This window comes from Mycobacterium mantenii, from assembly GCF_001667865.1.
GTDB classification, from domain to species: Bacteria; Actinomycetota; Actinomycetes; order Mycobacteriales; family Mycobacteriaceae; genus Mycobacterium; species Mycobacterium mantenii_A.
Genome location: NZ_LZJP01000069.1, coordinates 26,087 through 48,761, shown reverse-complemented (window position 1 = coordinate 48,761; position 22,675 = coordinate 26,087). Strand labels below are relative to the sequence as shown.

The 22,675-nt window shown below is 69.1% G+C and carries 16 protein-coding genes and 1 pseudogene; 7 read left to right on the top strand and 10 right to left on the bottom strand.

Going from position 1 to position 22,675, the window contains the following annotated elements:
- Positions 1-27 precede the first annotated feature (27 nt).
- A complete protein-coding gene (locus tag A5688_RS11220; RefSeq protein WP_067910951.1) occupies positions 28-1,191 on the top strand; it encodes a glycosyltransferase family 4 protein in 1,164 nt (387 codons plus the stop codon).
- Here A5688_RS11220 and A5688_RS11215 read toward each other — a convergent pair.
- Both A5688_RS11215 and A5688_RS11210 read right to left on the bottom strand, forming a co-directional pair.
- Positions 1,174-2,889, bottom strand: coding sequence for a hypothetical protein (locus A5688_RS11215; RefSeq protein WP_067910948.1), 1,716 nt, complete (start codon positions 2,887-2,889; stop codon positions 1,174-1,176). The two genes, A5688_RS11220 and A5688_RS11215, sit on opposite strands and share 18 nt — an antisense overlap.
- Positions 2,890-2,910: 21 nt before the next feature.
- Positions 2,911-4,197 (bottom strand): DUF3068 domain-containing protein, encoded by a 1,287-nt coding sequence (locus A5688_RS11210; RefSeq protein ID WP_165607468.1) that lies wholly within the window; start codon positions 4,195-4,197, stop codon positions 2,911-2,913.
- A 183-nt stretch (positions 4,198-4,380) separates the two neighbouring features.
- Between A5688_RS11210 and A5688_RS11205 the strand changes: the two genes are divergently transcribed.
- Complete coding sequence (locus A5688_RS11205; RefSeq protein ID WP_242660290.1) at positions 4,381-5,550, top strand: acyltransferase family protein; 1,170 nt, start codon at positions 4,381-4,383, stop codon at positions 5,548-5,550.
- Here A5688_RS11205 and A5688_RS11200 read toward each other — a convergent pair.
- The 3 genes from A5688_RS11200 to A5688_RS11190 are packed head-to-tail and all read right to left on the bottom strand — an operon-like array spanning position 5,547 to position 8,524.
- Positions 5,547-6,023, bottom strand: coding sequence for a YbjN domain-containing protein (locus tag A5688_RS11200; RefSeq protein WP_067910942.1), 477 nt, complete (start codon positions 6,021-6,023; stop codon positions 5,547-5,549). The two genes, A5688_RS11205 and A5688_RS11200, sit on opposite strands and share 4 nt — an antisense overlap.
- 55 nt (positions 6,024-6,078) lie before the next feature.
- Positions 6,079-7,551 carry an AMP-binding protein gene (locus tag A5688_RS11195; RefSeq protein ID WP_067910939.1) on the bottom strand — a complete coding sequence of 491 codons (1,473 nt, stop codon included), beginning with the start codon at positions 7,549-7,551 and terminating at the stop codon, positions 6,079-6,081.
- Positions 7,544-8,524 (bottom strand): phosphotriesterase, encoded by a 981-nt coding sequence (locus A5688_RS11190; RefSeq protein WP_067835157.1) that lies wholly within the window; start codon positions 8,522-8,524, stop codon positions 7,544-7,546. The genes A5688_RS11195 and A5688_RS11190 overlap by 8 nt, the downstream gene beginning before the upstream one ends.
- Before the next feature lie 124 nt (positions 8,525-8,648).
- On the opposite strand from A5688_RS11190, the gene A5688_RS11185 reads away from it, so the two are divergent.
- The 3 genes from A5688_RS11185 to A5688_RS11175 all read left to right on the top strand — a co-directional run bounded on the left by A5688_RS11185 (position 8,649) and on the right by A5688_RS11175 (position 12,100).
- The gene (locus tag A5688_RS11185) at positions 8,649-10,361 is read left to right on the top strand and encodes an acyl-CoA dehydrogenase family protein (protein ID WP_067910936.1); all 1,713 of its coding nucleotides are present in this window, start codon (positions 8,649-8,651) and stop codon (positions 10,359-10,361) included.
- A 117-nt stretch (positions 10,362-10,478) separates the two neighbouring features.
- Positions 10,479-11,162 (top strand): TetR/AcrR family transcriptional regulator, encoded by a 684-nt coding sequence (locus tag A5688_RS11180; RefSeq protein WP_067835161.1) that lies wholly within the window; start codon positions 10,479-10,481, stop codon positions 11,160-11,162.
- Positions 11,159-12,100, top strand: coding sequence for a R2-like ligand-binding oxidase (locus A5688_RS11175; protein WP_067910934.1), 942 nt, complete (start codon positions 11,159-11,161; stop codon positions 12,098-12,100). The genes A5688_RS11180 and A5688_RS11175 overlap by 4 nt, the downstream gene beginning before the upstream one ends.
- Positions 12,101-12,125: 25 nt before the next feature.
- Here the strand turns inward: A5688_RS11175 and A5688_RS11170 are convergent, their stop codons facing one another.
- Complete coding sequence (locus A5688_RS11170) at positions 12,126-13,544, bottom strand: NADP-dependent succinic semialdehyde dehydrogenase (protein ID WP_067835165.1); 1,419 nt, start codon at positions 13,542-13,544, stop codon at positions 12,126-12,128.
- Positions 13,545-13,634: 90 nt separating this feature from the next.
- On the opposite strand from A5688_RS11170, the gene A5688_RS11165 reads away from it, so the two are divergent.
- Together A5688_RS11165 and A5688_RS11160 are read left to right on the top strand one after the other, a co-directional pair.
- Positions 13,635-15,281, top strand: a complete 1,647-nt coding sequence (locus tag A5688_RS11165) for an acetolactate synthase large subunit (protein ID WP_067910931.1) — start codon at positions 13,635-13,637, stop codon at positions 15,279-15,281.
- A gap of 17 nt (positions 15,282-15,298) precedes the next feature.
- Positions 15,299-16,237, top strand: a pseudogene (locus tag A5688_RS11160) (HNH endonuclease signature motif containing protein); the annotation flags it as partial.
- Positions 16,238-16,326: 89 nt separating this feature from the next.
- Here the strand turns inward: A5688_RS11160 and A5688_RS11155 are convergent.
- The 4 genes from A5688_RS11155 to A5688_RS11140 form a co-directional block, all read right to left on the bottom strand.
- The gene (locus tag A5688_RS11155; RefSeq protein WP_067910928.1) at positions 16,327-17,778 is read right to left on the bottom strand and encodes a lipase maturation factor family protein; all 1,452 of its coding nucleotides are present in this window, start codon (positions 17,776-17,778) and stop codon (positions 16,327-16,329) included.
- An 87-nt stretch (positions 17,779-17,865) separates the two neighbouring features.
- The gene (locus A5688_RS11150; protein ID WP_067910925.1) at positions 17,866-22,056 is read right to left on the bottom strand and encodes an alpha-(1->3)-arabinofuranosyltransferase; all 4,191 of its coding nucleotides are present in this window, start codon (positions 22,054-22,056) and stop codon (positions 17,866-17,868) included.
- A 52-nt stretch (positions 22,057-22,108) separates the two neighbouring features.
- The gene (locus tag A5688_RS11145) at positions 22,109-22,282 is read right to left on the bottom strand and encodes a DUF2613 domain-containing protein (protein WP_003874046.1); all 174 of its coding nucleotides are present in this window, start codon (positions 22,280-22,282) and stop codon (positions 22,109-22,111) included.
- A gap of 89 nt (positions 22,283-22,371) precedes the next feature.
- Positions 22,372-22,575 (bottom strand): DUF2613 domain-containing protein, encoded by a 204-nt coding sequence (locus A5688_RS11140; protein ID WP_067835175.1) that lies wholly within the window; start codon positions 22,573-22,575, stop codon positions 22,372-22,374.
- Between the last annotated feature and the right edge of the window lie 100 nt (positions 22,576-22,675).

Below are 22,675 nucleotides of genomic sequence, written 5' to 3'. Positions count from 1 at the left end.
CATCATCGCCGGTTAGGCTGACGACCAATGTCTTCCTTGCGCTCGGTGCTGCTGCTGTGCTGGCGCGATACCGGGCACCCGCAGGGCGGGGGCAGTGAAGCGTATTTGCAGCGCATCGGCGCGCAGCTGGCGGCCTCGGGAATCGCCGTGACGCTGCGCACCGCCCGCTATCCCGGGGCGCCGCGAAGCGAGGTCGTCGACGGCGTGCGGATCGACCGCGCCGGGGGCCGCTACTCCGTGTACGTCTGGGCGTTGCTGGCGATGGCGTGGGCCCGGATCGGGATCGGCCCGCTGCGCCATGTGCGGCCCGACGTGGTCGTCGACACCCAGAACGGCCTGCCCTTCCTGGCCCGGCTGGTCTACGGTCGCCGCGTGGTGGTGCTGGTGCACCACTGCCACCGCGAGCAGTGGCCGGTGGCCGGGCGGCTGCTCGGCCGGCTCGGCTGGTTTGTCGAGTCAACGCTGTCGCCACGGGTGAACCGGCACAACCAGTACGTCACCGTGTCGCTGCCGTCCGCGCGCGACCTGGTCACCCTGGGCGTCGACGGTGCGCAGATCGCGGTGGTGCGCAACGGCCTTGACGAGGCGCCGGCGGCGTCGTTGTCGGGCCCGCGGGCGGCGGCGCCCCGGGTGGTCGTGCTGTCGCGGCTGGTACCGCACAAGCAGATCGAGGACGCCCTGGAAGCGGTCGCGCGGCTACGGCCGCGGATACCGGGTCTGCACCTGGACATCGTCGGCGACGGCTGGTGGCGCGAGCGCCTAGTCGAACACGTGCAGCGTCTCGGCATCGGTTCGGCGGTGACGTTCCACGGTCACGTCGACGACGTGACCAAACACCATGTCCTGCAAGCGGCTTGGGTGCACCTGCTGCCCTCGCGCAAGGAGGGCTGGGGCCTGGCCGTGGTGGAGGCGGCCCAGCACCGGGTGCCGACCATCGGCTACCGATCCTCGGGCGGCCTGTCGGACTCGATCGTCGACGAGGTGACCGGGATCCTCGTGGACGGCCGCGCCGAGCTGGTGGATCGGCTCGAAGAACTGCTCGCCGATCCGGTGCTGCGCGATCAGCTCGGCGCCAAGGCGCACACCCGCAGCGGCGAATTCTCCTGGACGCAAAGCGCGGACGCGATGCGCGGCGTGCTCGAAGCGGTGCGGGCCGGCCGCACCGTCAGCGGGCTAGTCACCGGGGGCTGAGCGGGCGCGGCGCCGCCACGCGCCGATCACCGCTCCGGCGCCGCCGCCGACCAGCATCGCCAGCCACGCCAGATGCGCGAGCACCGTCGCCGCCCGGCGCCCGGCGGCCACGCCGGCGGTCTGGCCGCCGACCCGGTAGAGCGCAATCTCGTTGTCCCGGTAGACCGGCGCCAGCGCGCCCAGGGTGCGGGCGGCCGCCCCCATGTCGCCGGCGCTGTCGGATTCGACCACCAGCCACTCCACTCCCGCCGCGGCCAGCGCCGCCGGGTCGGGCCCGGACAGGAGCAGCCGCTGCACCGCCCGCGCGTGCGCGCCTTCCCCGGCGATGGTGGTCCCCGAGATCACCAAGTCACCGGTGGTCAGCACGTCGGCGCGCACCCAGCGCGGCAGCGGGTCCAGCACCGGCGCGGCGCCAGACCAGGCGAACAGCCGCATGGTGCCGGCCGGCAACACCGCCACCGTTCCCCGATCCCCGCCCGGTTCGTTGATCGCCGCGGCGACGGCGGTCCAGCCGCGCGGATAGCGCACCGGCGCCACCTTGCCGAACACCCCCCAGACCAGATCGGGCAGCGCCAGTAGCAGCATCAGGGAACAGACCAGCGCCGGTGCGGCGGCCCCGGACAGCCGCAGCCAGCGGCGCAACGTGACCGTCGCGCCGGCACCGGCCAGGGCGTAGCCGGGTACCGCCAGCGCCACCCACTTCTGTCCGTCGCGCAGCACCCCGAAGGCCGGCACGGTGTCGACCACCGCGCTCAGCAGCGCCACGCCCGACCCGGTGGCCAGCGCCGCCGGGATCAGCACGGCCGCCGCCGCCAGCACCAGCAGCGGCACGGCCGCCGGGCGGCGGATGACCGTCGGCAGGCCCGTCGCCACCACACCCAGCAGCACCACGGCCGAGACCACCGCGAAAAGAGTGGTGCGCGAATCGGGTACGGCGTCGCCGTTCCAGATGCCGCCGAGGCCGCCCAGGCTGCCCAGGGTGCCCAGCCCGGGTTCGGCGCGGGGCGCGAACGCCTCGACACCCAGCCGGTTGGCCGACGTGTGGGCGGTCAACGACGACCCCGTCACCGACGCCGTCAGCCACGGCAGCGCCGCCAGCAGCGCGGTGCCCAGCGCGGCGCCGGAACACCACCGGCGGGACCGGCCGCCGCCGGGCGCGGCGACGCAGATCAGCGCCACCGCCGCGGCGAGCAGCAGGCCGGTCGGAGTCAGCCCGGCCAGCGCCACCCAGAAGGCCAACCCGAAGAGCCCGAACCCGGTCGTCCGCAGCGTCAGCATGGCCGTGGCCACCCAGGGCAGGCAGCCGTAACCGACCAGCAGGCTCCAATGACCCTGCAGAAGCCGTTCTGCGACATAGGGATTCCAGATCGCCACGGTGGTGGCGACGAACTGGCCGGGCGCGCCGGCGTCCGGCAGGGCGACCGCGACCAGCCGGGCCGCGCCCCAACCAGCCAGCCACAGGCCCGCGACGAGCAGCGTCTTGACCACGACGCCGCCGTCAACCAGATGCGAGGCCAGCGCCACCGCAAAGTCTTGGGGGGTGGCGCGCGGGGCCGATGTCAGTCCCAGCGCGGTGTCGGACAGATACGACCGCGGCGTCGACACCGCGTCGCGCAACAGCAGGTATCCGGGTGCCAGCAGCGGCCCGACCACCAGCAGCGCCAAGACCAGTGCGTAGCCGGGTCGGGTCCAGCGCACGGTCAACGAGTCCGGGCCGCGCTATTCGCGGTCGTGCGGCTTCGGCTCGGCCGGCCCCGCCTCGGTGGGCTCGTCCGCGTCGGGCGGGCCGGGTGGATCGGAGCCGTGCGGACCGGACTCCTCACGCGTCTCGGGTCGCTGGGTGGGCAGCTTCTCGGTCTCGGCCTCGGCGCCGGGCACCGGTTCCTCGAGGCCGCTGCGGCCGAAGAAGTCCTGGTCGCTCCGGTCCAGGCCGGGGTCGGTCAGCGCGCTCTCGCTGCGCAGGCTGAACGAGGCGAGCAGCCCGCCGCCGATCAGCGCGATCAGGCCGACCGCGGTGAACGTGATCGGCAGCACCCGCGACCACAGCGCCAGCCGGTCGCGCTCGTCGCGGGCCGCGTTGACCTGGGATTCGACGGTGTCTTCGGTCGAGGTGACCTTGTAGTCGGCCAGCGTGAGCTCCGGCTTGAGCGGGTCACGGGCGAAGTAGTGGTGGGCGTGCTCGGTCTCCTTGACGATGGTGCCCGACACCGGATCCACCCAGAAGGTGCGCTGCGCCGCGTAGTAGCGGGTCATGGTGATCTGTTCGTTCGGGTCCCCACCCTGGATGCCCCACATCGACGCCGAGGTGGTCTGCTTGGCGTCCTCGTTTCCGGCCAGCAGCGACGGGTAGGGCACCGGGGCCACCAGCTTGCCGTCGGCGTTGTAGCCGACGTTCTGGGTGAACTTGTAGGTGGTCAGCCCGTTGACGTCTTCCTGGGTGTCGTAGTTGACGTCGAACGCCTTCTGCGCGATCGGATCGAAGTAGGGGTAGGTCTTCTTCTCGGTGTGGAAGGGGAACCGGTAGGACAGCCCGTCGTGCCGGAGCGGCATCGCGGTGGGCGGGTTCTCGTCGTTGACGGCACGCGGCTTCTGCACCGAGCCACCGGCGTGGGTGTCGTCGGAGACGGCCAGCGCGGTCTTGCGGTTGAGCGTGACGGTGTCGACGATCGCCAGCAGCAGCCCGCTGTCCTTCTGCTTGTCGGTGCGCCGCAACGAACTTCCGACCTGCAACGTGACCACGTCGGCGTTGGCGGGCGACTCGACGCTGACCTGCTGCTGGGAGACCAGCGGCACGTTCTGGTTGACGACGACGTGGTCGGTCGACAACGACGCGGAGTCCAGTGCCGTCCCCGTGCCGTCACTGATCAGCGTGGCGTCGACGTCCAGGGGGACCTTGGTGATCCGGCTGGTGGTGTACGTCGTCAACAGCAGCGCGGCGATGAGCAGGGCAGCTCCGAGTCCGATGATCCCGCATGCGGCGAACCGCAACATGACTGCTCGGTTCACGTCGCCGTGCCCTCCTCAATTCCTTGCTTCAACCAGCCGCGACCCGACCCGAGCGAGCTGCCCGGGGCAAACTCGTTCGACCCTAACAGCAGAAGGTAAGGCAGCGACTTACGAACCGTCGCTCCTACGGACGGGTCCTCGGGGTGTACCCATTCGCCGGGAACCCAGCACAGGCAAACTGTGATGGTGAGCGATGACCAGCGGGTGGGCGGCGTGCGCAGCTTCCTGCCGGCCGTGGAGGGCATGCGCGCCTGCGCGGCCATGGGCGTGGTGGTCACGCACGTCGCGTTCCAGACCGGGCACTCCAGCGGCGCCACCGGCAGACTGTTCGGCCGCTTCGACCTGGCCGTGGCGGTGTTCTTCGCGCTGTCGGGCTTCCTGCTGTGGCGCGGGCACGCCGGGGCGGCCAGGGGCCTGGGCCCACGCCCCCGCACCGGTCACTACCTACGGTCCAGGGTGGTCCGCATCATGCCCGCCTACGTGGTCGCCGTCGTTGTCATCCTGACCCTGCTGCCCGACGCCGACCACGCCAGCCCGACGGTGTGGCTGGCCAACCTGACCCTCACCCAGATCTATGTGCCGCTGACCCTGACCGGCGGGCTGACCCAGATGTGGAGCCTGTCCGTCGAGGTCAGTTTCTATCTGGCGTTGCCGATTCTTGCGCTGCTGGCCCGCCGGCTGCCGGTGCGGGCCCGGGTCCCGGCGATCGCCGCGCTGGGGGCGCTCAGCTGGGCGTGGGGCTGGCTACCCATCCAATCCGGGTCCGGCGTCAACCCCCTGAACTGGCCGCCGGCGTTCTTCTCCTGGTTCGCGGCCGGCATGCTGCTGGCCGAGTTCGTGCACAGCGGGATCGGGTGGCCGGTGCACTTGGCGCGCCGGCGCCTGGTGATGGCCGCCGTCGCGGTGGTCGCCTACCTGATCGCGGCGTCGCCGCTGGCCGGTCCCGAGGGCCTGGTGCCCGGCACCCCGGCGCAGTTCGCGGTCAAGACCGCGACGGGCTCGCTGGTGGCCTTCGCGCTGGTGGCCCCGCTGGTGCTGGATCGGGTGGACACCGGCCATCGCATCTTGGGGACCACCGCGATGGTGACCCTGGGGCGCTGGTCCTACGGGCTGTTCGTGTGGCACCTGGCGGCGCTGGCCATGGTGTTCCCGGTCCTCGGGACGTTCCCGTTCACCGGCCGCATGCCCGCGGTGTTGGTGTTGACGCTGATCTTCGGCTTCGCGATCGCCGCGGTCAGCTACGCGCTGGTGGAGTCGCCATGCCGAGAAGCGTTGCGCCGCTGGGAGAAACGCGAGAGGCCGGGGGAGACGCCCCAGGCCGTCGACGCCGAGGCGGACGCGATCGCGCCCTAGCCGGTGCGGTCCATCCACTGTTCCAGCGCGTGCGCCGACGGCAGGCCGATGGCCTGCTCGATCTTGGCGAACAGGTCGCCGCCGTACTCCACGGCCGATTTGATGAGGTTGCCCAGCGCCTCGACGTGGATGCCGTCGCTGAGCAGGTATGCGTTCTCACCGACCACGCTGACGTGGCCTGGTCGGGGGGTCTCGCGCACAAACGCCTTGGGCCAATGGGTTTCGCGATTCCAGTCGTTCACCAGTTCCATCAGGCGCGGCCGTTCGGCAGCGGGGTAGTACCCGGCGGGGCTGATGGAGATCTCGAAAACGTCGCGCCGCAACCCGTTGATCCGCATGTTCACGTGCAGCCTGCCCCGCTCGTAGCCGGGCAGCATCATGAACTCCTCGCCGTCATCGCTGCGGAAGAACCGCGACTGCCGCGATCGCAGGTAACGGTCGATCAGGTCGGTGCTCAGCGGTTCGATCTGCATACCCCGATGATGCGGCCCCGTTCTTGGAGGATCCTTGGTGGTCTGCGGTCGCGGGTCAGCTCGCCTCGGCGGCCGCCAGGCGCTCCATGATCTGGTCGCGCACCGCCGATCGGCGGGCCTTGCCGGCGTCGTCGCGCAGCGGGGTGTCGACGAACTCGACGGTGTGCGGCACCTTGTACCCCGCCAGGTGGTCACGCAGAAACGCTTGTACGGCAGCGGAATCCAGCGTCGACCCGTCGATCGGGTGCACCAGCGCGTACGGTACCTGGCCGAGATCTTCATGGGGAACGCCGACCACCAGGCAGGACAACACGTCCGGGTGCGCCGACAGCGCGTTCTCGATTTCGGCGGGATAGACGTTGCGGCCGCCGACGGTGAACATGTCCACCCTGCGGTCCGACAGGTACAGGAATCCGTCGGCGTCGAAATAGCCGAGGTCGCCCAGCGAGTCCCAGCCGTCGCGGCTCTTCGCCGTCGCGCCGACGTACCGATAGGTCGGCGCGCTGCCCGGCGCGGGCCGCATGTAGATCTCGCCTTCCACGCCGGGCGGACACGGGTTGCCGTCGTCGTCGAGCACCTTCATCTCGCCGGCGACCACCACCCCGACCGAGCCGCGGTGGGTCAGCCACTGGTCGCCTGAGATAAAGGTCAGCGCTTGTAATTCGGTGCCGCCGTAGAGTTCCCATACCTTTTCCGGACCCAGCAGGTCGATCCACGCCTGTTTGATGTTCGGCGGACACGGCGCCGCCAGATGCCAGAAGCGGCGGATCGACGACAGGTCGTAGGCACCTGGATCGGCGTGATAGACCGGCAGCGTCCGCTGCATGATCGTCGGCACCGTCGTCAAAAAGGTGACCTTGTGGTCGGTGATCAGCCGGAGGAATTGCTGCGGCTCGAACCGGCTCATCAGCACCAGGTGATGGCGCATCAACAGTGCCATGGTCGCTGCGGTGAAGCCGGTGTTGTGCGACAGCGGCACCGGCATCAGCGTGACGTCACCCTCCTGCGCACCCAGGGGATAGCCGATGGCGGCGGGTATCCGGCTGTCACCGCCGGATTCGATCAGCTTGGGCCGCCCGGTGCTGCCGCCGGACCCCATCGCCTTCCACACCGGCGACACCGCCTCCGGCAGCGCCTCGTCTGACAACGCCGGGTCCGGAACGAAACCTGCTGGGACGCTGGCTATTTCGGGGTGGTCACGGCCGACCAACAGGGTGGGCGGGCGCAACTCCAGCAGACCCTGCAACTCCGCCTCCGGCAGCCGCGCGGACAGCGGCTGCGGCACCGCGCCCAGCTTCCAGCACGCCACCGCGGCCTGAATCCACTCGATCGAGTTGGGCAGCACCATGGTCACGTAGTCGCCCACTCCGACGCCGCGCTCGGCGTAGGCGCGGGCCAGCCGGTTCGTCGAGCGGTCGAGTTCGGCGCGGGTGATGGTCACCCCATCACAGGTGACCGCCGGCTCGTCGGGCGCGAGTTCGGCCAGCGCCGCGATCTGGGTGCCGATCGGCGGGATCGGCTCACTCATATGCGCCCTGCCGCTCGAAGATGCGGCGCGGGTTGTCCACCAGCATGGTGTGTAGCTGCTCGTCGGTGACGCCGCGCTCCTTCAGGGCGGGGATCACGTCGTTGTGGATGTGCAGGTAGTGCCAGTTCGGCGCCATCTGCGGCACCAGATCTTCGGGCAGCGCGTCGAAGTAGCAGTTGGCGTCGTGCGAGAGCACCATCTTGTCGGCGTGCCCGCGCTCGCACATCTGCGCCACGATCTTGACCCGCTCCTCGAAGGGCGAGATCACGTCGAGGCCGAACCGGTCCATCCCGAGATAAGACCCCGGGGCGATCAGCTCTTCCAGGTAGCCGATGTCGGTGCTGTCGCCGGAGTGGCCGATGACCACCCGGCTCAGGTCGACGCCTTCCTCTTCGAAGATGCGCTGCTGATCCAGGCCGCGCCGCAGGCCGGCATGGGTGTGCGTGGAGATCGGTACGCCGGTGCGCTTGTGCGCCTGCGCCACGGCGCGCAGCACCCGTTCGACGCCGGGGGTGAGGCCGGGCTCGTCGGTGGCGCACTTGAGGATCCCGGCCTTGATGCCGGTGTCGGCGATGCCCTGCTCGATGTCGCGGACGAACATCTCGGTCATGATCTCGGGGCCGCCCAGCATGCCGCCCGGACCCTCATAATGGAACCGGAACGGCACGTCGTTGTAGGTGTAAAGACCGGTCGCCACAACGATATTCAGCTCGGTGGCCGCCGCGACCCGGGCGATGCGCGGGATGTAGCGACCCAGGCCGATCACGGTGAGGTCGACGATGGTGTCCACCCCGCGTGACTTCAGTTCGTTCAGCCGGTCGATGGCGTCGGCGACCCGACGGTCTTCGTCACCCCACGCTTCGGGGTAGTTCTCGGCGATCTCGGTGGTCATGATGAACACGTGCTCATGCATGAGGGTCACGCCCAGTGCGGCGGTATCGATGGACCCGCGAGCGGTATTGAGTTCTGACACGCCACTGATGCTAGGTCGACGGACACCCGATCAACAGAGCCGTTTTGTTCGGTGTGCCCCGACGGCCGCGTCATTGCAGTACCGTCACCCTCGTCTTCGTCGAGAACCCGCTGGGAGTCACGTCATGTTGCTCAATCCCAATCACTTGCAGCGCCAGTACCCGGACCGCCGCTCGGGGGAGATCATGGCGGCGACGGTGGACTTCTTCGAGTCCCGGGGCAAGGCCCGGTTGAAGTCCGACGACCACGAACGGGTGTGGTACTCGGACTTTTTGGAGCACATCGGCCGGGAGCGCATCTTCGCCTCACTGCTGACGCCGTCCGAGTACGGCGCCGACGACTGCCGCTGGGACACCTACCGGATCAGTGAGTTCGCCGAGATCGTCGGCTTCTACGGGCTGAACTACTGGTATCCCTTCCAGGTCACCGCGCTGGGCCTGGGTCCGATCTGGATGAGCGCCAACGTCGACGCCAAGCGCAAGGCCGCCGCGCTGCTCGAGGCCGGCGAGGTGTTCGCCTTCGGCCTGTCGGAGCAGACGCACGGCGCGGACGTCTACCAGACCGACATGAACCTGAGGCCGTCGCCGAACGGGGGCTGGACCGCGAGCGGGGAGAAGTACTATATCGGCAACGCCAACGTGGCCCGGATGGTCTCCACCTTCGGCAAGTTCGAGGGCACCGACGAGTACGTGTTCTTCGCCGCCGACTCCCAGCACGACCGCTACGACCTGATCAAGAACGTGGTGAATTCGCAGAATTACGTGGCCAACTACGCGCTGCGCGACTACCCGGTCAGCGAGGCCGACATCCTGCACCGCGGTCCCGAGGCCTTCCATGCCGCGCTCAACACCGTCAACGTCTGCAAGTACAACCTCGGCTGGGGCGCGGTCGGCATGTGTACCCACGCCATGTACGAAGCGGTCACCCACGCGTCCAACCGCATCCTGTACGGCACCGTCGTCACCGATTTCAGCCACGTGCGGCGGCTGCTCACCGACGCCTACGCGCGGCTGGTCGCGATGCGGCTGGTCGCCACCCGGGCCAGCGACTACATGCGCAGCGCGTCGGCGGACGACCGCCGCTACCTGCTGTACAGCCCGCTCACCAAGGCCAAGATCACCAGCGAGGGCGAACGCGTCATCACCGCGCTGTGGGACGTCATCGCCGCCAAAGGTGTGGAGAAGGACACCATCTTCGAGGCGATGACCCGCGAGATCGGCCTGCTGCCAAGGCTGGAGGGCACCGTCCACATCAACATCGGGCTGCTCGCCAAGTTCATGCCCAACTTCCTGTTCGCCCCCAACGCCGCGCTGCCGTTGATCGGCCGCCGCGACGACGCGGCCGACGACAGTTTCCTGTTCGCGCAGGGGCCGACCGGCGGCCTGGGCAAGGTGCGCTTCCACGACTGGCGCGCGCCGTTCGACAGCTTCGGGCATTTGCCCAACGTCGCGCTGCTGCGCTCACAGATCGACGTGCTGGCAGAGATGCTGGCCAGCGCCACCCCGGACGCCGCGCAGCAGAAGGACATCGACTTCGCCTTCGCCGTCGGTCAGCTGTTCGCCACCGTGCCCTACGCCCAGCTCATCCTGGAGGAGGCCGGGCTGTCGGGCTCCGAAAAGGGTTGCGACGAGGCCTTGGTCGACGAGATCTTCGCGGTGCTGGTCCGCGACTTCAACGCCTACGCCGTGGAACTGTCCGACAAGCCCGCGACGACGGACGAGCAGGCCCGCTTCGCGTTGCGGATGATTCGTCGGCCCGCCCACGATCCCGCGCGCTACGACCAGATTTGGAAGGATCACATCGCGCCGCTCAGCGGCGCGTACCGGATGCGTCCGTAAGCACGAGCGTCACGCCAGCGTGACGCTCGGCGTAGCCATCCCACGCGGGCCCGACCCCTTGAGGAGTGAGCTGGCTCACAGTAGGATGACCAGTGGTCATTCACCATAGGAGGGGCATTGCCAACGGTCACCTGGGCGCGGGTCGATCCCGCTCGTCGCGCCGCGATCATCGAAGCGGCGGAGTCGGAATTCGGGGCGCACGGGTTCTCCCGGGGCAGCCTGAATGTCATCGCGCGCCGCGCCGGGGTCGCCAAAGGCAGCCTGTTCCAATACTTCGCCGACAAGCGTGACCTGTATGCGTTCATCGCCGACATCGGCAGCCAGCGGGTGCGGGCCTACATGGAGGACCGCATCCGCGAACTCGACTCGAGCCGGCCCTTTTTCGAGTTTCTCACCGACTGGCTCGACGCGTGGGTGGCCTACTTCGCTGACCACCCGCACGAGCGCGCGCTGCACGCCGCGGCGACCCTGGAGGTCGACACCGAAGCCCGGGTGAGCGTGCAGAACGTCATCCACCGCCACTACCTCGAGGTGATGCGCCCGCTCGTGCGCGACGCGCAGATCCGCGGCGACCTGCGTGCGGATTCCGATACCGACGCGCTGCTGTCGTTGCTGCTGTTGATCTTTCCGCATCTGGCGCTGGCGCCCTACATGCGCGGCCTGGACCCGATTCTGGGGCTCGACGAGCCCTCGCCGGAGCAGCCGGCGCTGGCCGTGCGCAGGCTCGTCGCGGTGCTGGCGGCCGCGTTCTCTGCGTCGTCCGTCGGCTCAGCCCCCAAACGATCTGAGGAGGTCACATGAATCGCACCCGAATTGCCTCGATGGCGCAGGGCGGTCTGAACTGGGACAGTTTGCCGCTCAAGCTGTTTGCGGGCGGCAACGCGAAATTCTGGAATCCAGCCGACATCGACTTCTCCCGCGATCGCGAGGACTGGGAACGCCTGACCGACGACGAACGCAGCTACGCGACCCGGTTGTGCGCCGAGTTCATCGCCGGCGAGGAGTCGGTCACCCAGGACATCCAACCGTTCATGGCCGCGATGCGTGCCGAGGGCCGGCTCGGCGACGAGATGTATCTGACGCAGTTCGCCTTCGAGGAGGCCAAGCACGTCCAGGTGTTCCGCATGTGGCTGGACGCCATCGGTATCACCGAGGACCTGCACCACTTCCTCGACGACGTCCCGACCTACCGCACGATCTTCTACGAGGAACTGCCGGACTGCCTGCACGCGCTGATGGTCGATCCGTCGCCGGCCGCCCAGGTGCGGGCGTCGGTCACCTACAACCACATGGTCGAAGGCATGCTCGCGCTGACCGGTTACTTCGGCTGGCACAAGATCTGCGTGGAACGCGGCATCCTGCCCGGCATGCAGGAGTTGGTGCGACGCATCGGCGACGACGAGCGACGGCACATGGCGTGGGGCACCTTCACGTGCCGGCGCCACGTGGCCGCCGACGATGCGAACTGGGGCGTCTTCGAAACGCGGATGAACGAGCTGATGCCGCTCGGCCTGCGCCTCATCGAGGAGGGCTTCGCCCTCTACGATCCGATGCCCTTCGGCCTGTCGGTGGACGAGTTCATGCAGTACGCCTCCGACAAGGGGATGCGCCGATTCGGCACCATCTCCAGCGCGCGTGGGCGGCCCGTCGGCGAGATCGACCTCGACTACTCGCCGCTGCAGCTCGAGGACACCTTCGCCGACGAGGACGAGCGGGCCCTGGCGGGGGCCTCCGCCTAGCGGCCCGGCTAGCGGTTCCGGGCGATCACTCGACCTTGCTGCCGCCGGCCGCGGAGCCGCTCTCGGATTCCCCGACCCACACGGTCTTGGCGTTGACGAACGCCCGGATGCCGAGGCCCGCCAGTTCGCGGCCGTACCCCGACCGCTTGACGCCGCCGAACCCCAGCTCAGGATAGGACACCGTCATCCCGTTGATGAAGACCTGGCCGGCCTCGATGTCGTCGATGAAGCGCTGCTGCTCGGCCTCGTCGTTGGTCCAGGCGTTGGACCCCAACCCGAAGGTGGTGGCGTTGGCGATTTCGATGGCTTCGTCGATGTCCGCCGCTCGGTACATGGATGCGACCGGGCCGAACACCTCCTCGGTGTACAGGGCCATGTCCTTGGTGATGTCGGTAACCACCGTCGGCGGGTAGTACCACCCCGGCCGGTCGATGGGCTTGCCGCCGAGGCGGATCGTGGCGCCCGCCGCGGCGGCGTCGTCGACCTGCTTGGCGATCTCGTCGCGGCCCGACTCGGTGGCCAGCGGACCCACGTCGGTGTCCGGGTCGGTTGGGTCGCCGATGGTCAGCGCCTCCATCCGCTCGGTGAACTTGTCGACGAACGCGTCATAGACATCGGTGTGAACGATGAATCGCTTTGCGGCGATACAAGACTGGCCGTTGTTCTGCACACGGGCGGTGACCGCGGTCTTGGCGGCCTCGTCCAGGTCCGCCGAGGGCATCACGATGAACGGGTCGCTGCCGCCGAGCTCGAGCACCGTCGGCTTGATCTCGTCACCGGCGATGGCCGCCACCGATTGGCCGGCGGGTTCGCTGCCGGTCAGGGTGGCCGCCGCGACCCGGGGATCGCGCAGGATCCGCTCGACCGCGCTGGAGGAGACGAGCAGGGTTTGGAAGCAGCCCTCGGGGAAGCCGCCGCGGGCGATGACGTCGGCCAGATACAGCGCGCTCTGCGGGACGTTCGACGCGTGCTTGAGGATCCCGACGTTGCCCGCCATCAGCGCGGGCGCGGCGAAACGAACGGCCTGCCAGAGCGGGAAGTTCCACGGCATCACGGCCAGCACCACGCCGAGCGGCTGGTAGCGGGTGTAGGCCCGCTTCGCGCCGACCGCCTTGGCGTCGGCCGGCTCGTCGGCCAGCAGCTGCTCGGCGTTTTCGGCGTAGTAGCGAAAACCCTTGGCGCACTTGATCGCTTCCGCTTTCGCCGATTTCAGGGTCTTGCCCATCTCCAGGGTCATCATGGCGGCGACCTCGTCGGCCTCCGCCTCAAGGAGGTCGGCGGTGGCGTTTGCCCACTGGGCGCGCTGGGCAAACGTGGTGTTGTGGCGGTAGTCGAGGAAGCGTTCGTAGGCTCGGGCAATCGCGGCATCGACTTCTTGATCGGTGGCCGGGGTGAAGGTCTTCACTGTCTCGCCGGTAGCCGGGTTGATGGTGGCGATGGGCACGTCGGCGCTCCTTCATCGGGTTCGTGTTGCTTGGTGGCGGAAAGTCCAACACCTAGCCTGCCACTATCGTTCCCCTAAGGGAGGTGTCGGATGAGCAAAGCCGCTGAGCTGATCGTCAAGTGCCTGGAAAACGAGGGTGTTTCCGTCGTGTTCGGGGTGCCCGGCGAGGAGAACATCCGGTTCGTGCAGGCGCTGGCGGCATCGCCCATCCGCTATGTGCTCACCCGGCACGAACAGGCCGCCTCGTTCATGGCCGAGATGTACGGCAGGGTCACCGGGCGGGCGGCGGTGGTGTCGGCCACGTTGGGGCCCGGCGCGATCAACATGCAACTCGGTGTGGCCGACGCCACCACCAACAGCACCCCACTGGTCGCCATCTCCGCCCAGGTGGGTCACGACCGGGAGTTCAAGGAGTCGCACCAGTACGTCGACCTGGTGTCGATGTTCGCCCCCATCACGCGGTGGTCCGCCGGCATCCCGACCCCGCGCGCCATCCCCGAGATGGTCCGCAAGGCGTTCAAACTCGCCGAGTCCGAACGTCCGGCCGCGGTGTACCTGGCCGTGCCCGAGCACATCGACGCCGATGACACCGACTACGACCTGGGACCGTTGCCCCGCAACGTTGTCCGCGCCGACGCTCCGGCACCCCGCCAGGTGGCACGCGCCGTCGACGTCCTGCGCCAGGCGAAACACCCCGTGCTGCTGGCCGGACACGGCGCCGCGCGCGCCGACGCCACCAAGGCCCTGGTGCGCTTCTCCGAAGAATTCGGCATCCAGGTGGCCAACACCTTCCACGGCAAGGGTGTGATGCCCGACGACCATCCCAACAGCATTGGCACGCTGGGCTTCATGCGGCACGACTACGTCAACTTCGGGTTCGACAACGCCGATGCCGTCATCACCGTCGGTTATGAGTTGCAGGAGTTCGACCCGGTCCGGATCAACCCGCAGGCCGACAAGAAGATCATCCACATTCACCGGTTCCCGGCAGAGGTCGACGCGCACTACTCGGTCGACGTGGGGATCATCGGCGACATCAGCGATTCGCTGAACGCTTTGACCGACGCGCTGTCCGGTCACAGCTTCGACCATGCCGACGAGGTGCCCGGCTCGGGTCTGCTGACCGAGGAATTCGAACGGGGCCAACAGGATTCGCGCTATCCGCTGGCGCCGGCCCGGGTGGTCGCCGACACCCGGGCGGCGCTTGGCCGCAGCGACATCGTCCTGGTCGACACCGGCGCCACCAAGATGTGGATGGCCCGGCTCTACCCGACTTACGAGCGGAACACATGCCTGATCTCAAACGGCTTGTCCACCATGAGTTTTGCCCTCCCGGGTGCGCTGGGTGTCAAGCTGGCGCAGCCGGAGACCAAGGTGCTGGCCGTCGTCGGCGACGGCGCGTTCCTGATGAACTCGCAGGAAATCGAGACCGCCGTGCGCGAGCGGATCCCGCTGGTGGTGCTGATCTGGGAGGACGGCGGTTACGGCCTCATCGAGTGGAAGATGGACCTCGAACTCGGCGCACACTACTACGTCAAGTTCAACAACCCGGACGTGGTGACCTACGCGGAAAGCTTCGGCGCCAAGGGATACCGGATCAACAGCGCCGAGGAGCTGTTGCCGACGCTGCGGACCGCGCTGGCCGACGACGGTGTCTCGCTGATCAGTTGCCCGGTCGACTACTCCGAGAATCTGCGGTTGACCGACCGCCTCGGCGAGCTGGACGAAACGCTGTAATTCTCGTTGGTTGCACCCAGCTGCCGGGCTGGGTCGACGGCACAACGCGTGCTCGCGCCGAGGCCGAGCTGGTGGCGAAGGGCCGAGAGTTTCGCCCCGAGCAGCTCGCCTCGCTGGCCGCCACCTTGGCCGATTGACTCAACCCCGACGGCACCTACCGCGACGAGGACCGCGCCCGCCGTCGCGGCCTCACACTAGGCAACCAGCAGGCCGACGGCATGTCCGAGCTGCGCGGCCTGCTCACTCCCGAGGCCGGCGCAACCCTGGAAGCCGTGCTGGCCAAACTGGCCGCCCCGGGTATGTGCAACCCGCTCGACGAGACACCGTGCGTCGGCGGCGCACCCACCCAGGAAGCCATCGAACGCGATCCGCGCTCGGCGAGCCAACGCAACCATGACGGACTGCTGGCCGCGCTACGCGGCGTGCTGACCTCGGGAGAGTTGGCTCAGCACAACGGGTTACCGGCCTCGATCATCGTCACCACGACGCTGCAGGAGTTGGAGGCCGCAGCGGGCCGGGGGCTGACCGGCGGCGGCACCATCTTGCCGATGAGCGACGTGATCCGCCTGGCCCGGCACGCCCATCACTACTTGGCCGTCTTCGACAAAGGCAAAGCGCTGGCCCTTTATCACGCCAAACGGCTCGCCTCACCCGGACAGCGAATCGTCCTGTACGCCAAGGATCGTGGCTGCACTTCGCCCGGATGCACGGTGCCCGGCTATTACTGCGAAGTCCACCACGTCACCGACTACAGCACGTGCCACACCACCGACGTCGACCAACTCACCTTCGCGTGCGGGCCTAATCACCGGCTGCTGCAACCCGGCGGCTGGGCCACCCGCAAAAACAACCAGGGCGACACCGAATGGATTCCGCCGCCCCGGCTCGATCGCGGCCGGCCCCGCACCAACACCTTGCACCATCCCGAGCGACTTCTGCGCCGCCAGGACGAATAGCGGGCGGCGACACGATCGAGTGCGCGCCGCGGCCGCGAATTACGCCTCGCAACCGCGGTGTCCCACCAGAAGTAGAACCCGAGCGACGCTCAGCCGGCGCTGGTCGCCGTCGACAGGGTCATCGGCGGCACGTAGCCGCCGATCAGGGCGCGGTGCCACCACGCGCGGTCGCGCCGTAGCTCGGCCGGTGTGGTGAAACGGTATTGGTAGAGCTGGGCCCGCACAAAGCGGGGCGGCGAATCCGGAAACGGGTTGTGGCGCAACAACCGCAGGGCGGGCCGATCGTTTTCCAATAACCGCAGCAGGAACGGCCTCAGCCACGGCTGCGCGTAGCCCGGCGAGATGGCGGCGAACCACATCAGCCAGTCCAGCCGCAGGTGATAGGGGGCCCACTGCCGGGGCAGCCGGCGTAGCGCCCCCGGCTTGCCCTTGAATTCGTATTCCTTCCAGACGGTTTGGCCCGTGATGACCGCCTCGTCGGTCCCTTCGATGACCACCTCCCGGCGGATCCGTCCGATGCTGCCGAAGGCGCCATAGGTGTTGACCAAATGAAATGAATTGAACGACATGTTCATTCGCTGACGCGACGACAGCATGTTCGCCATCGGCCAGTAGCTCATGAACAGCACCGCGGCGGTGACCGCGACCACCAGGCCGACGAACCACAGCGGAGTGGCCGCCAGCGCCGGGTGCGCCGGGACAAGGCCCTTGGGCACCAGCACCGCGATCGACCTGTCGTCGATGGCGCTGAACGCCAGCAGGATCGTCACCCAATTCAGCCAGGCGAAGTTGCCCGAGGCGACCAGCCACAACTGGGTGATGACGATGATCGCGGCGGCCAGGCTCGACACCGGCTGCGGCGCGAACAAGCCGAACGGCACGATCAGCTGCGCGAAGTGGTTGCCCGCCACCTCGATCCGGTGCAGCGGTTTGGGCAGATGGTGGAAGAACCAACTCAACGGGCCCGGCATCGGTTGTGTCTCATGGTGGTAGTACAAACACGTCAGGTCGCGCCAGCACGGGTCGCCGCGCATCTTGATCAGTCCCGCACCGAACTCGACGCGGAACAACAGCAGTCGGACCATCCACAGTGTGAGCACCGGCGGTGCGACGTCGTGGTTGCCCAGGAAGATCATCAGGAACCCGGTCTCGAGTAGCAGCGATTCCCAACCGAATGAATACCAGGTCTGCCCGACGTTGACGATCGACAGGTAGAGCGCCCACAAAACCAGCCACATCGACATCGCGGCCCACAGCGGAACCGCATCGGCGGCCCCGGCGACGATTGCCGCCGACAGCGCCGCGCCGAACCAGGCGACGGCCGCAAACAGGCGATCGGAATACCGCAGGTGGAACAGGCTCGGTGTGCGCCAAAAGGATTGCCGCGCCAAGAACCGCGGAACGGGCAGCATGCCGCGCTCGCCGATGAGCGCGCGGAACTGGACCGCGGCCGCGACGAACCCCAGCAGGTAGATCGCCGCGGCGCCGCGCTCGAGCACCAGTCTGCCCACCCAATATTGGGGTGCGGAAAACCAGTCCATGGCGCAAACTCCTCGGTCGGTGACGGCTACGCCAACCCGCATATCCAGTCAATCAGCCGGTAAACGGGTAGCCAATAGCCCGGCCGACTATTCGTCGCGTGGTCCGCACGCCCGATCGGGGATCGTGACCACCGAAGCGGTGAGCACCGCAAGCGAAATCAGTGCCAGCAGTTGAACACTCGCGGAGTGGCCGGCATAGCCGTCGGCCGACCGCCATGGTTGGCGTGACAGTGCCGCCCCGGCCAGAATCAGCCCGCCGGCACTGCCGGCGAGGCTGAGGCGTTCCCAGCGCGCCCGGCCGCGCGCGTACCGGAGGCCCAGGGCGCCTCCCATCACCACGACACCGGCCACGCCGGCGATCACCGCCGCGGCGGCCAGCGCCGGGATGGCGGCCCATGCCCCGGGGCGCCATGGCCGCGCGGGCGCGGATGCGTCGTCCCTTCTCCGGGTGCGCCAGAGCGCAAGCAGCGCCAGCAACGGCAGCAGGGCCAGCCCCACCGCCAGACCCACCCGGTAGAGCGAGTTCGGGGCGAACGTCAGCGTGATGGTGCCGGGGTCGCCCGCCGGCACCACCCAGCCCTGCTGCCACCCGTTGACCGCGACCGGAGTCAAGCGCGCCCCTGCGGCGGTGCGTGCCACCCACCCCGGGTTGATGCTTTCCGGGACCACCAGCACCCGGGAGGTGGCCGAGGCGGGAGCCTGCACTTCGCGGCGGTCCGGGCCCCACGCCCGCCATGACGAAACACGCACGGGCCGTGCAACTTCGGCGTCGGCCCGGGCGGACAACTCGGCCCCGTCCACGACGAACTGGACGCCCGGGCTGATCAACAGCTCCTGCTGGCCCGCGGGCAGCGCGATCGGGTCGCGTTCGCAGGGCACCGCCGCGACGGGCGCGTCGTCCAGGATTGCCCCGACCGTGGTGTGGATCGCGGTGTGCACGAACCGTCCCGCGACCGCGATGACGGGCCCTCGGTCGCACCCGACGGTGATCTCCCGGCTGCGGTTGCGGCCGGCGTCGGCGGGCGCGATCGGGTTGCCGTCGGCGCCCAGCGCCGCGACCTCGGCCAGCCCGGGCGGCTTGAGCTGGTCGAAACCCAAGGCGTTGCGGTCGATCACGTCTTCCCAATTGAGCAGGCTGATGGTCACGGTGTCGGTCACCCGGGGTCTGAGCGGCACCGTCTGCGCCCCATCGGGCTTCACCGCGGCGGCCTGGGGGCCATCGCCGAGGTTGACGGCCACCATCGTCGGGTGCACGGGTAACGCCGAGCGGCTGGGAACCAGCCGCACCCCGGTGACCTCGGTGGGCCGGGGCAACCTGAGCGTCAGGGTCGGCGGGGTCTTGTGCTGCACCACCCGCTGCGGCGCCGTCCACGCGGTGCCCGGGTCGCCGTCGGTGGCCGCGTAGGCCGAGCCGAGCACATCCATCGTGTCCGAATCACCGTGAGCGACAGTGGTATTCGGTTCGCTGATCAGGTCGGCCAGTTTGGGCCCCTGTCGCGGCCGCACCCACACCGTCGGGGTTACCGACATCGGTGCCGGGACGGTCAGGGTCCGGCTGAAATTCACCGGTTCCTCCGGGGCCAGGGACATCGACGGCGCGCAGCGCACACCGTCGGGCGCCTGCGCGCAGCCCGGTCTGCCCAGCAGTTCGGATCCCAGGTCCCACCCCGTGATCGGGGTTCCCGGTGCCGGTCCGGGCACCCGCACGGTGTGCCGCAGGTCGACCTGGTGGGCGAACCCGGACGCGTCGTACTGGGTGACCGTCAGGTCGGTGATGCCGAACTGCACCCCGGCCGATCCGTCGTCGGTGCCCGCGGCGGTGATCCGCACCCAGGGAGTTTCGCCGTAGGGGAGTGCCGCGGCAAGCGGCTTGCCCGGCTCGTCGAAGCGCAAAGTGGTGCTGCCGGTGGCGGTTTCGATCAGGATGCGGCGCACCTGGGCGCCGACGGCGGTGGCGCTGGGCGTCAGCGTGATGGCCGCATTGGTCACCGGGTGGTCGAAATCGATCTGCATCCATTGACCAACGGCGGCCTGCAGCGAGTTGGACACCCAGGCGGTCGCCGAATCCCCGTCGATGGCGGCGGCCGGCGAAGTCGCCGGTGCCACGTCGGGCATCGCGGTGGAATCCGACGACGAACTCGACACCGTGATCCGGCCGCCGGCCCAGGCCCCCGTCACCGGATCGGCCCCGGGGACCGGGTAGTCGGGCACCCGGTTGTACGTGTGCCGCGCGTCGCCGGGGGCCCGGGTCGCCGACGAATGTTGGTCCACCCGACCGTAATCCGTCTCGCGGTCCACCGGGGTGTCGGTGATGGTCACGCCGGCGGTCGTCGGCAGCCCGGCGCCCCGCGCGTCGCCGGTCAACAGCGCCGGGCCCAGTGGCGGACGGCCCAACAGCCGCCGCCGCTCGTCAAGGCGCAGCAGCGCCTCGGGTCCGCCGTCGACCCGGGCCAGCCGGTCGGTCTCGACGAAGTACGGTGTGCCGGTATTGCTCTCGGCTCCGACGGAAAAGATCTCGACCGCCGGATAGCGCGGCCGCAGTCCGCTGTCCGCGACGAAACCGGCCAGCGTGCCCGGCCCCACCGGGGAGCCGAACTGCGCGACCTTGTGCAGTCCGGGTGACGCGTCGATGGCGCGGTGCACCAGGATGGGCCGCGCCGAGCGCGACGTGTCGGGATCCAGGTCGTTGCGTACTACCACATACGAAATACCTTGGCGGGCAAGGGTATCAGCCAGCCCCGCCGAGGGGCGGCCGGCCGCGAACAAACGCTGTACCGAATCGAGGGCCCGGATGGTCTGCGGCGGGGTCAGTGGGATGGAATCACGCACCCCCCACGGGCTGCTGCCGAGGACCTGCAGTGGCTCGTCATGGCTGGTGCCCCAGACCTGGGTGGCGAACGGCGCCCCCGGGACGACGAGCACCCGCCCGGGCGCCGGCGTCCCGGTGTTGTGCTCGGTGAGCCAGTCGGCGGTCTCGTGCCAGTACTGCGGGATCGCGGTGAACGTTCCCGGCGGGGCCAGCCGACCGGTCCACGCCAGCGAGGTGCTGACCATCAGCGCGATGAGGACCACGATCGCGGTCGCGACCCGTCTGTCGCGCTCGGGGTGCGCGAAGGCGCGCAGCCACACCGGCATCGGCGCGCTGCCCGGCAGCGGTATCCGGCCCAGCAGCTGGGCGAGCCCCAGCACCACCGGGATCCTGATCACCGACCCCAGCTTGTGTACGTTGCGCAACGGGGCCCCGCCGGCGTCCAGGAAGGCCTGCACCGCGTGCGCCACCGGCGAGCCCAGCCCGCCGCTGTATCCGGCGGCCATCAGCACCACCCCGGCCAACAGCATCGTGACCAGTCGCCCACGTGCCGGCATGGCCGGGCTGGCCAGCCCCGCCAGTCCGGCCGCCGCGACCAGGCAGGTCGCCAGCACGGCCGCCGATCCGGTCACCAGCGGAGCGCCCGCGGTCGCGGTCGGCGCCACGTACGGGGTCCAGCTGTCGGTGCCGCGCAACATCTCGACCAGGGACGACCATTGCGTCGTCACGCCGGAGGATTCGATGAAGTCCAGGAACGGGGGGCTGATGGCGCGCAGCATCACCAGCGCCACCACCCACCACAGCGTCGCCAGCACGAGGGCCAGCAGCCACCACCCGGTGTAGCGCCACCACAACCGGTTTGGCCGGTGGCACGCCCACCAGATCACCGCGGGCAGGCAGCCGGCCAGGGTGGCGATGGCGTTGACCGCGCCCATCAGCGCGACGGCCAGCCCCGCCCGCCCGGCCAGCGCCCGCACCGACCGGTCGCCGGTGGCCCGCAGGGCCAGGATCGTGGGCAGCAACACCCACGGCGCCAACATCATCGGCAGGGTTTCCGACGAGATCGATCCGAGGGTGGTCAGCACCCGCGGCGACAGCGCGAACGCGGCCGCGGCGATCACCCGCGACGCCGGGCTGCCGATCCCCAGCGCCTCGGCGACCCGCAGCAGTCCCCAGAAGCCGACGGTGAGCAGCAGCGCCCACCACAGCCGCTGAGTGATCCAGCCCGGCATTCCCAGCGCGTGGCCGATCAGAAAGAAGGTGCCGTGCGGAAACAGGTACCCGTAGGCCTGGTTCTGCGCCTGCCCGAACGGCAGCTCGCTGTTCCACAGATTGGTCGCCCGGGCCAGGAAGCGCAGCGGGTTCGCGGTGAGATCCAGCTTGGTGTCAGGCGAGATCCGCCCGGGGGACTGGGCGAACGTCAGCGCCAGCGCGATGGCACCGACCAACCACAACCACCGGCGCGACACCGACCCAGCCGTCGAGCATGAGACCGGCGCTTCGGTCCCCGTCTGCGGCTGGCTAGCTACGGTTGCCGTACTCGACCCGGTTGAGCACTGACGACTGCGGATCGCCCCCGGGAAGTGGCGGCTTCGTGTCTTGCTGGACCATCAAGGTGACCCCGAAGATCGCGGCCGCGCCGAGCAACAGGCCAACCACAACGCTGGCTGCGGCGGGCGCAACGATCCGGTTCATCGACGGCTCCTGAGTTTTTGGGGTTGCGGTCGTTGACGTTCAACCTGACGCCAACCTAGCAGAAGAGCCCCGGCCGACCGGGGCGCCGGTCACCAGTGCAGACAGTGCCCGTGCCAGCAGCGGTCGCCGTATTCGACCTGATAGGGCCCGGCCGGAAGCGCAGGGCGCTGCAGGCTCGGCACCGGCACCAGGCTGTGGTCCGCCACCGCGAGCGTGATCCCGACGGTCGTCGCGACCCCGACGGACAAGCCCACCGCGATGCTGACCGCGGCGGCCAAGGTGAAACCGGTCATCGCTGGCTCCTCCCTGCCAGTCAGATGGGCGCCCCGACAAAACCCAGCCCCCGATCAGCAACGTACCGCTGATGCCCCCTGGAGCCGGGTGCGAAACGCC

Coding starts and splice junctions, on each gene's coding strand:
- A5688_RS11165 (WP_067910931.1), top strand. CDS start 13,635: ATGAGCAAAGCCGCTGAGCTGATCGTCAAGTGCCTGGAAAACGAGGGT.
- A5688_RS11205 (WP_242660290.1), top strand. CDS start 4,381: ATGGTGAGCGATGACCAGCGGGTGGGCGGCGTGCGCAGCTTCCTGCCG.
- A5688_RS11200 (WP_067910942.1), bottom strand. CDS start 6,023: ATGCAGATCGAACCGCTGAGCACCGACCTGATCGACCGTTACCTGCGA.
- A5688_RS11195 (WP_067910939.1), bottom strand. CDS start 7,551: ATGAGTGAGCCGATCCCGCCGATCGGCACCCAGATCGCGGCGCTGGCC.
- A5688_RS11145 (WP_003874046.1), bottom strand. CDS start 22,282: ATGAACCGGATCGTTGCGCCCGCCGCAGCCAGCGTTGTGGTTGGCCTG.
- A5688_RS11185 (WP_067910936.1), top strand. CDS start 8,649: ATGTTGCTCAATCCCAATCACTTGCAGCGCCAGTACCCGGACCGCCGC.
- A5688_RS11140 (WP_067835175.1), bottom strand. CDS start 22,575: ATGACCGGTTTCACCTTGGCCGCCGCGGTCAGCATCGCGGTGGGCTTG.
- A5688_RS11220 (WP_067910951.1), top strand. CDS start 28: ATGTCTTCCTTGCGCTCGGTGCTGCTGCTGTGCTGGCGCGATACCGGG.
- A5688_RS11155 (WP_067910928.1), bottom strand. CDS start 17,778: ATGGACTGGTTTTCCGCACCCCAATATTGGGTGGGCAGACTGGTGCTC.
- A5688_RS11175 (WP_067910934.1), top strand. CDS start 11,159: ATGAATCGCACCCGAATTGCCTCGATGGCGCAGGGCGGTCTGAACTGG.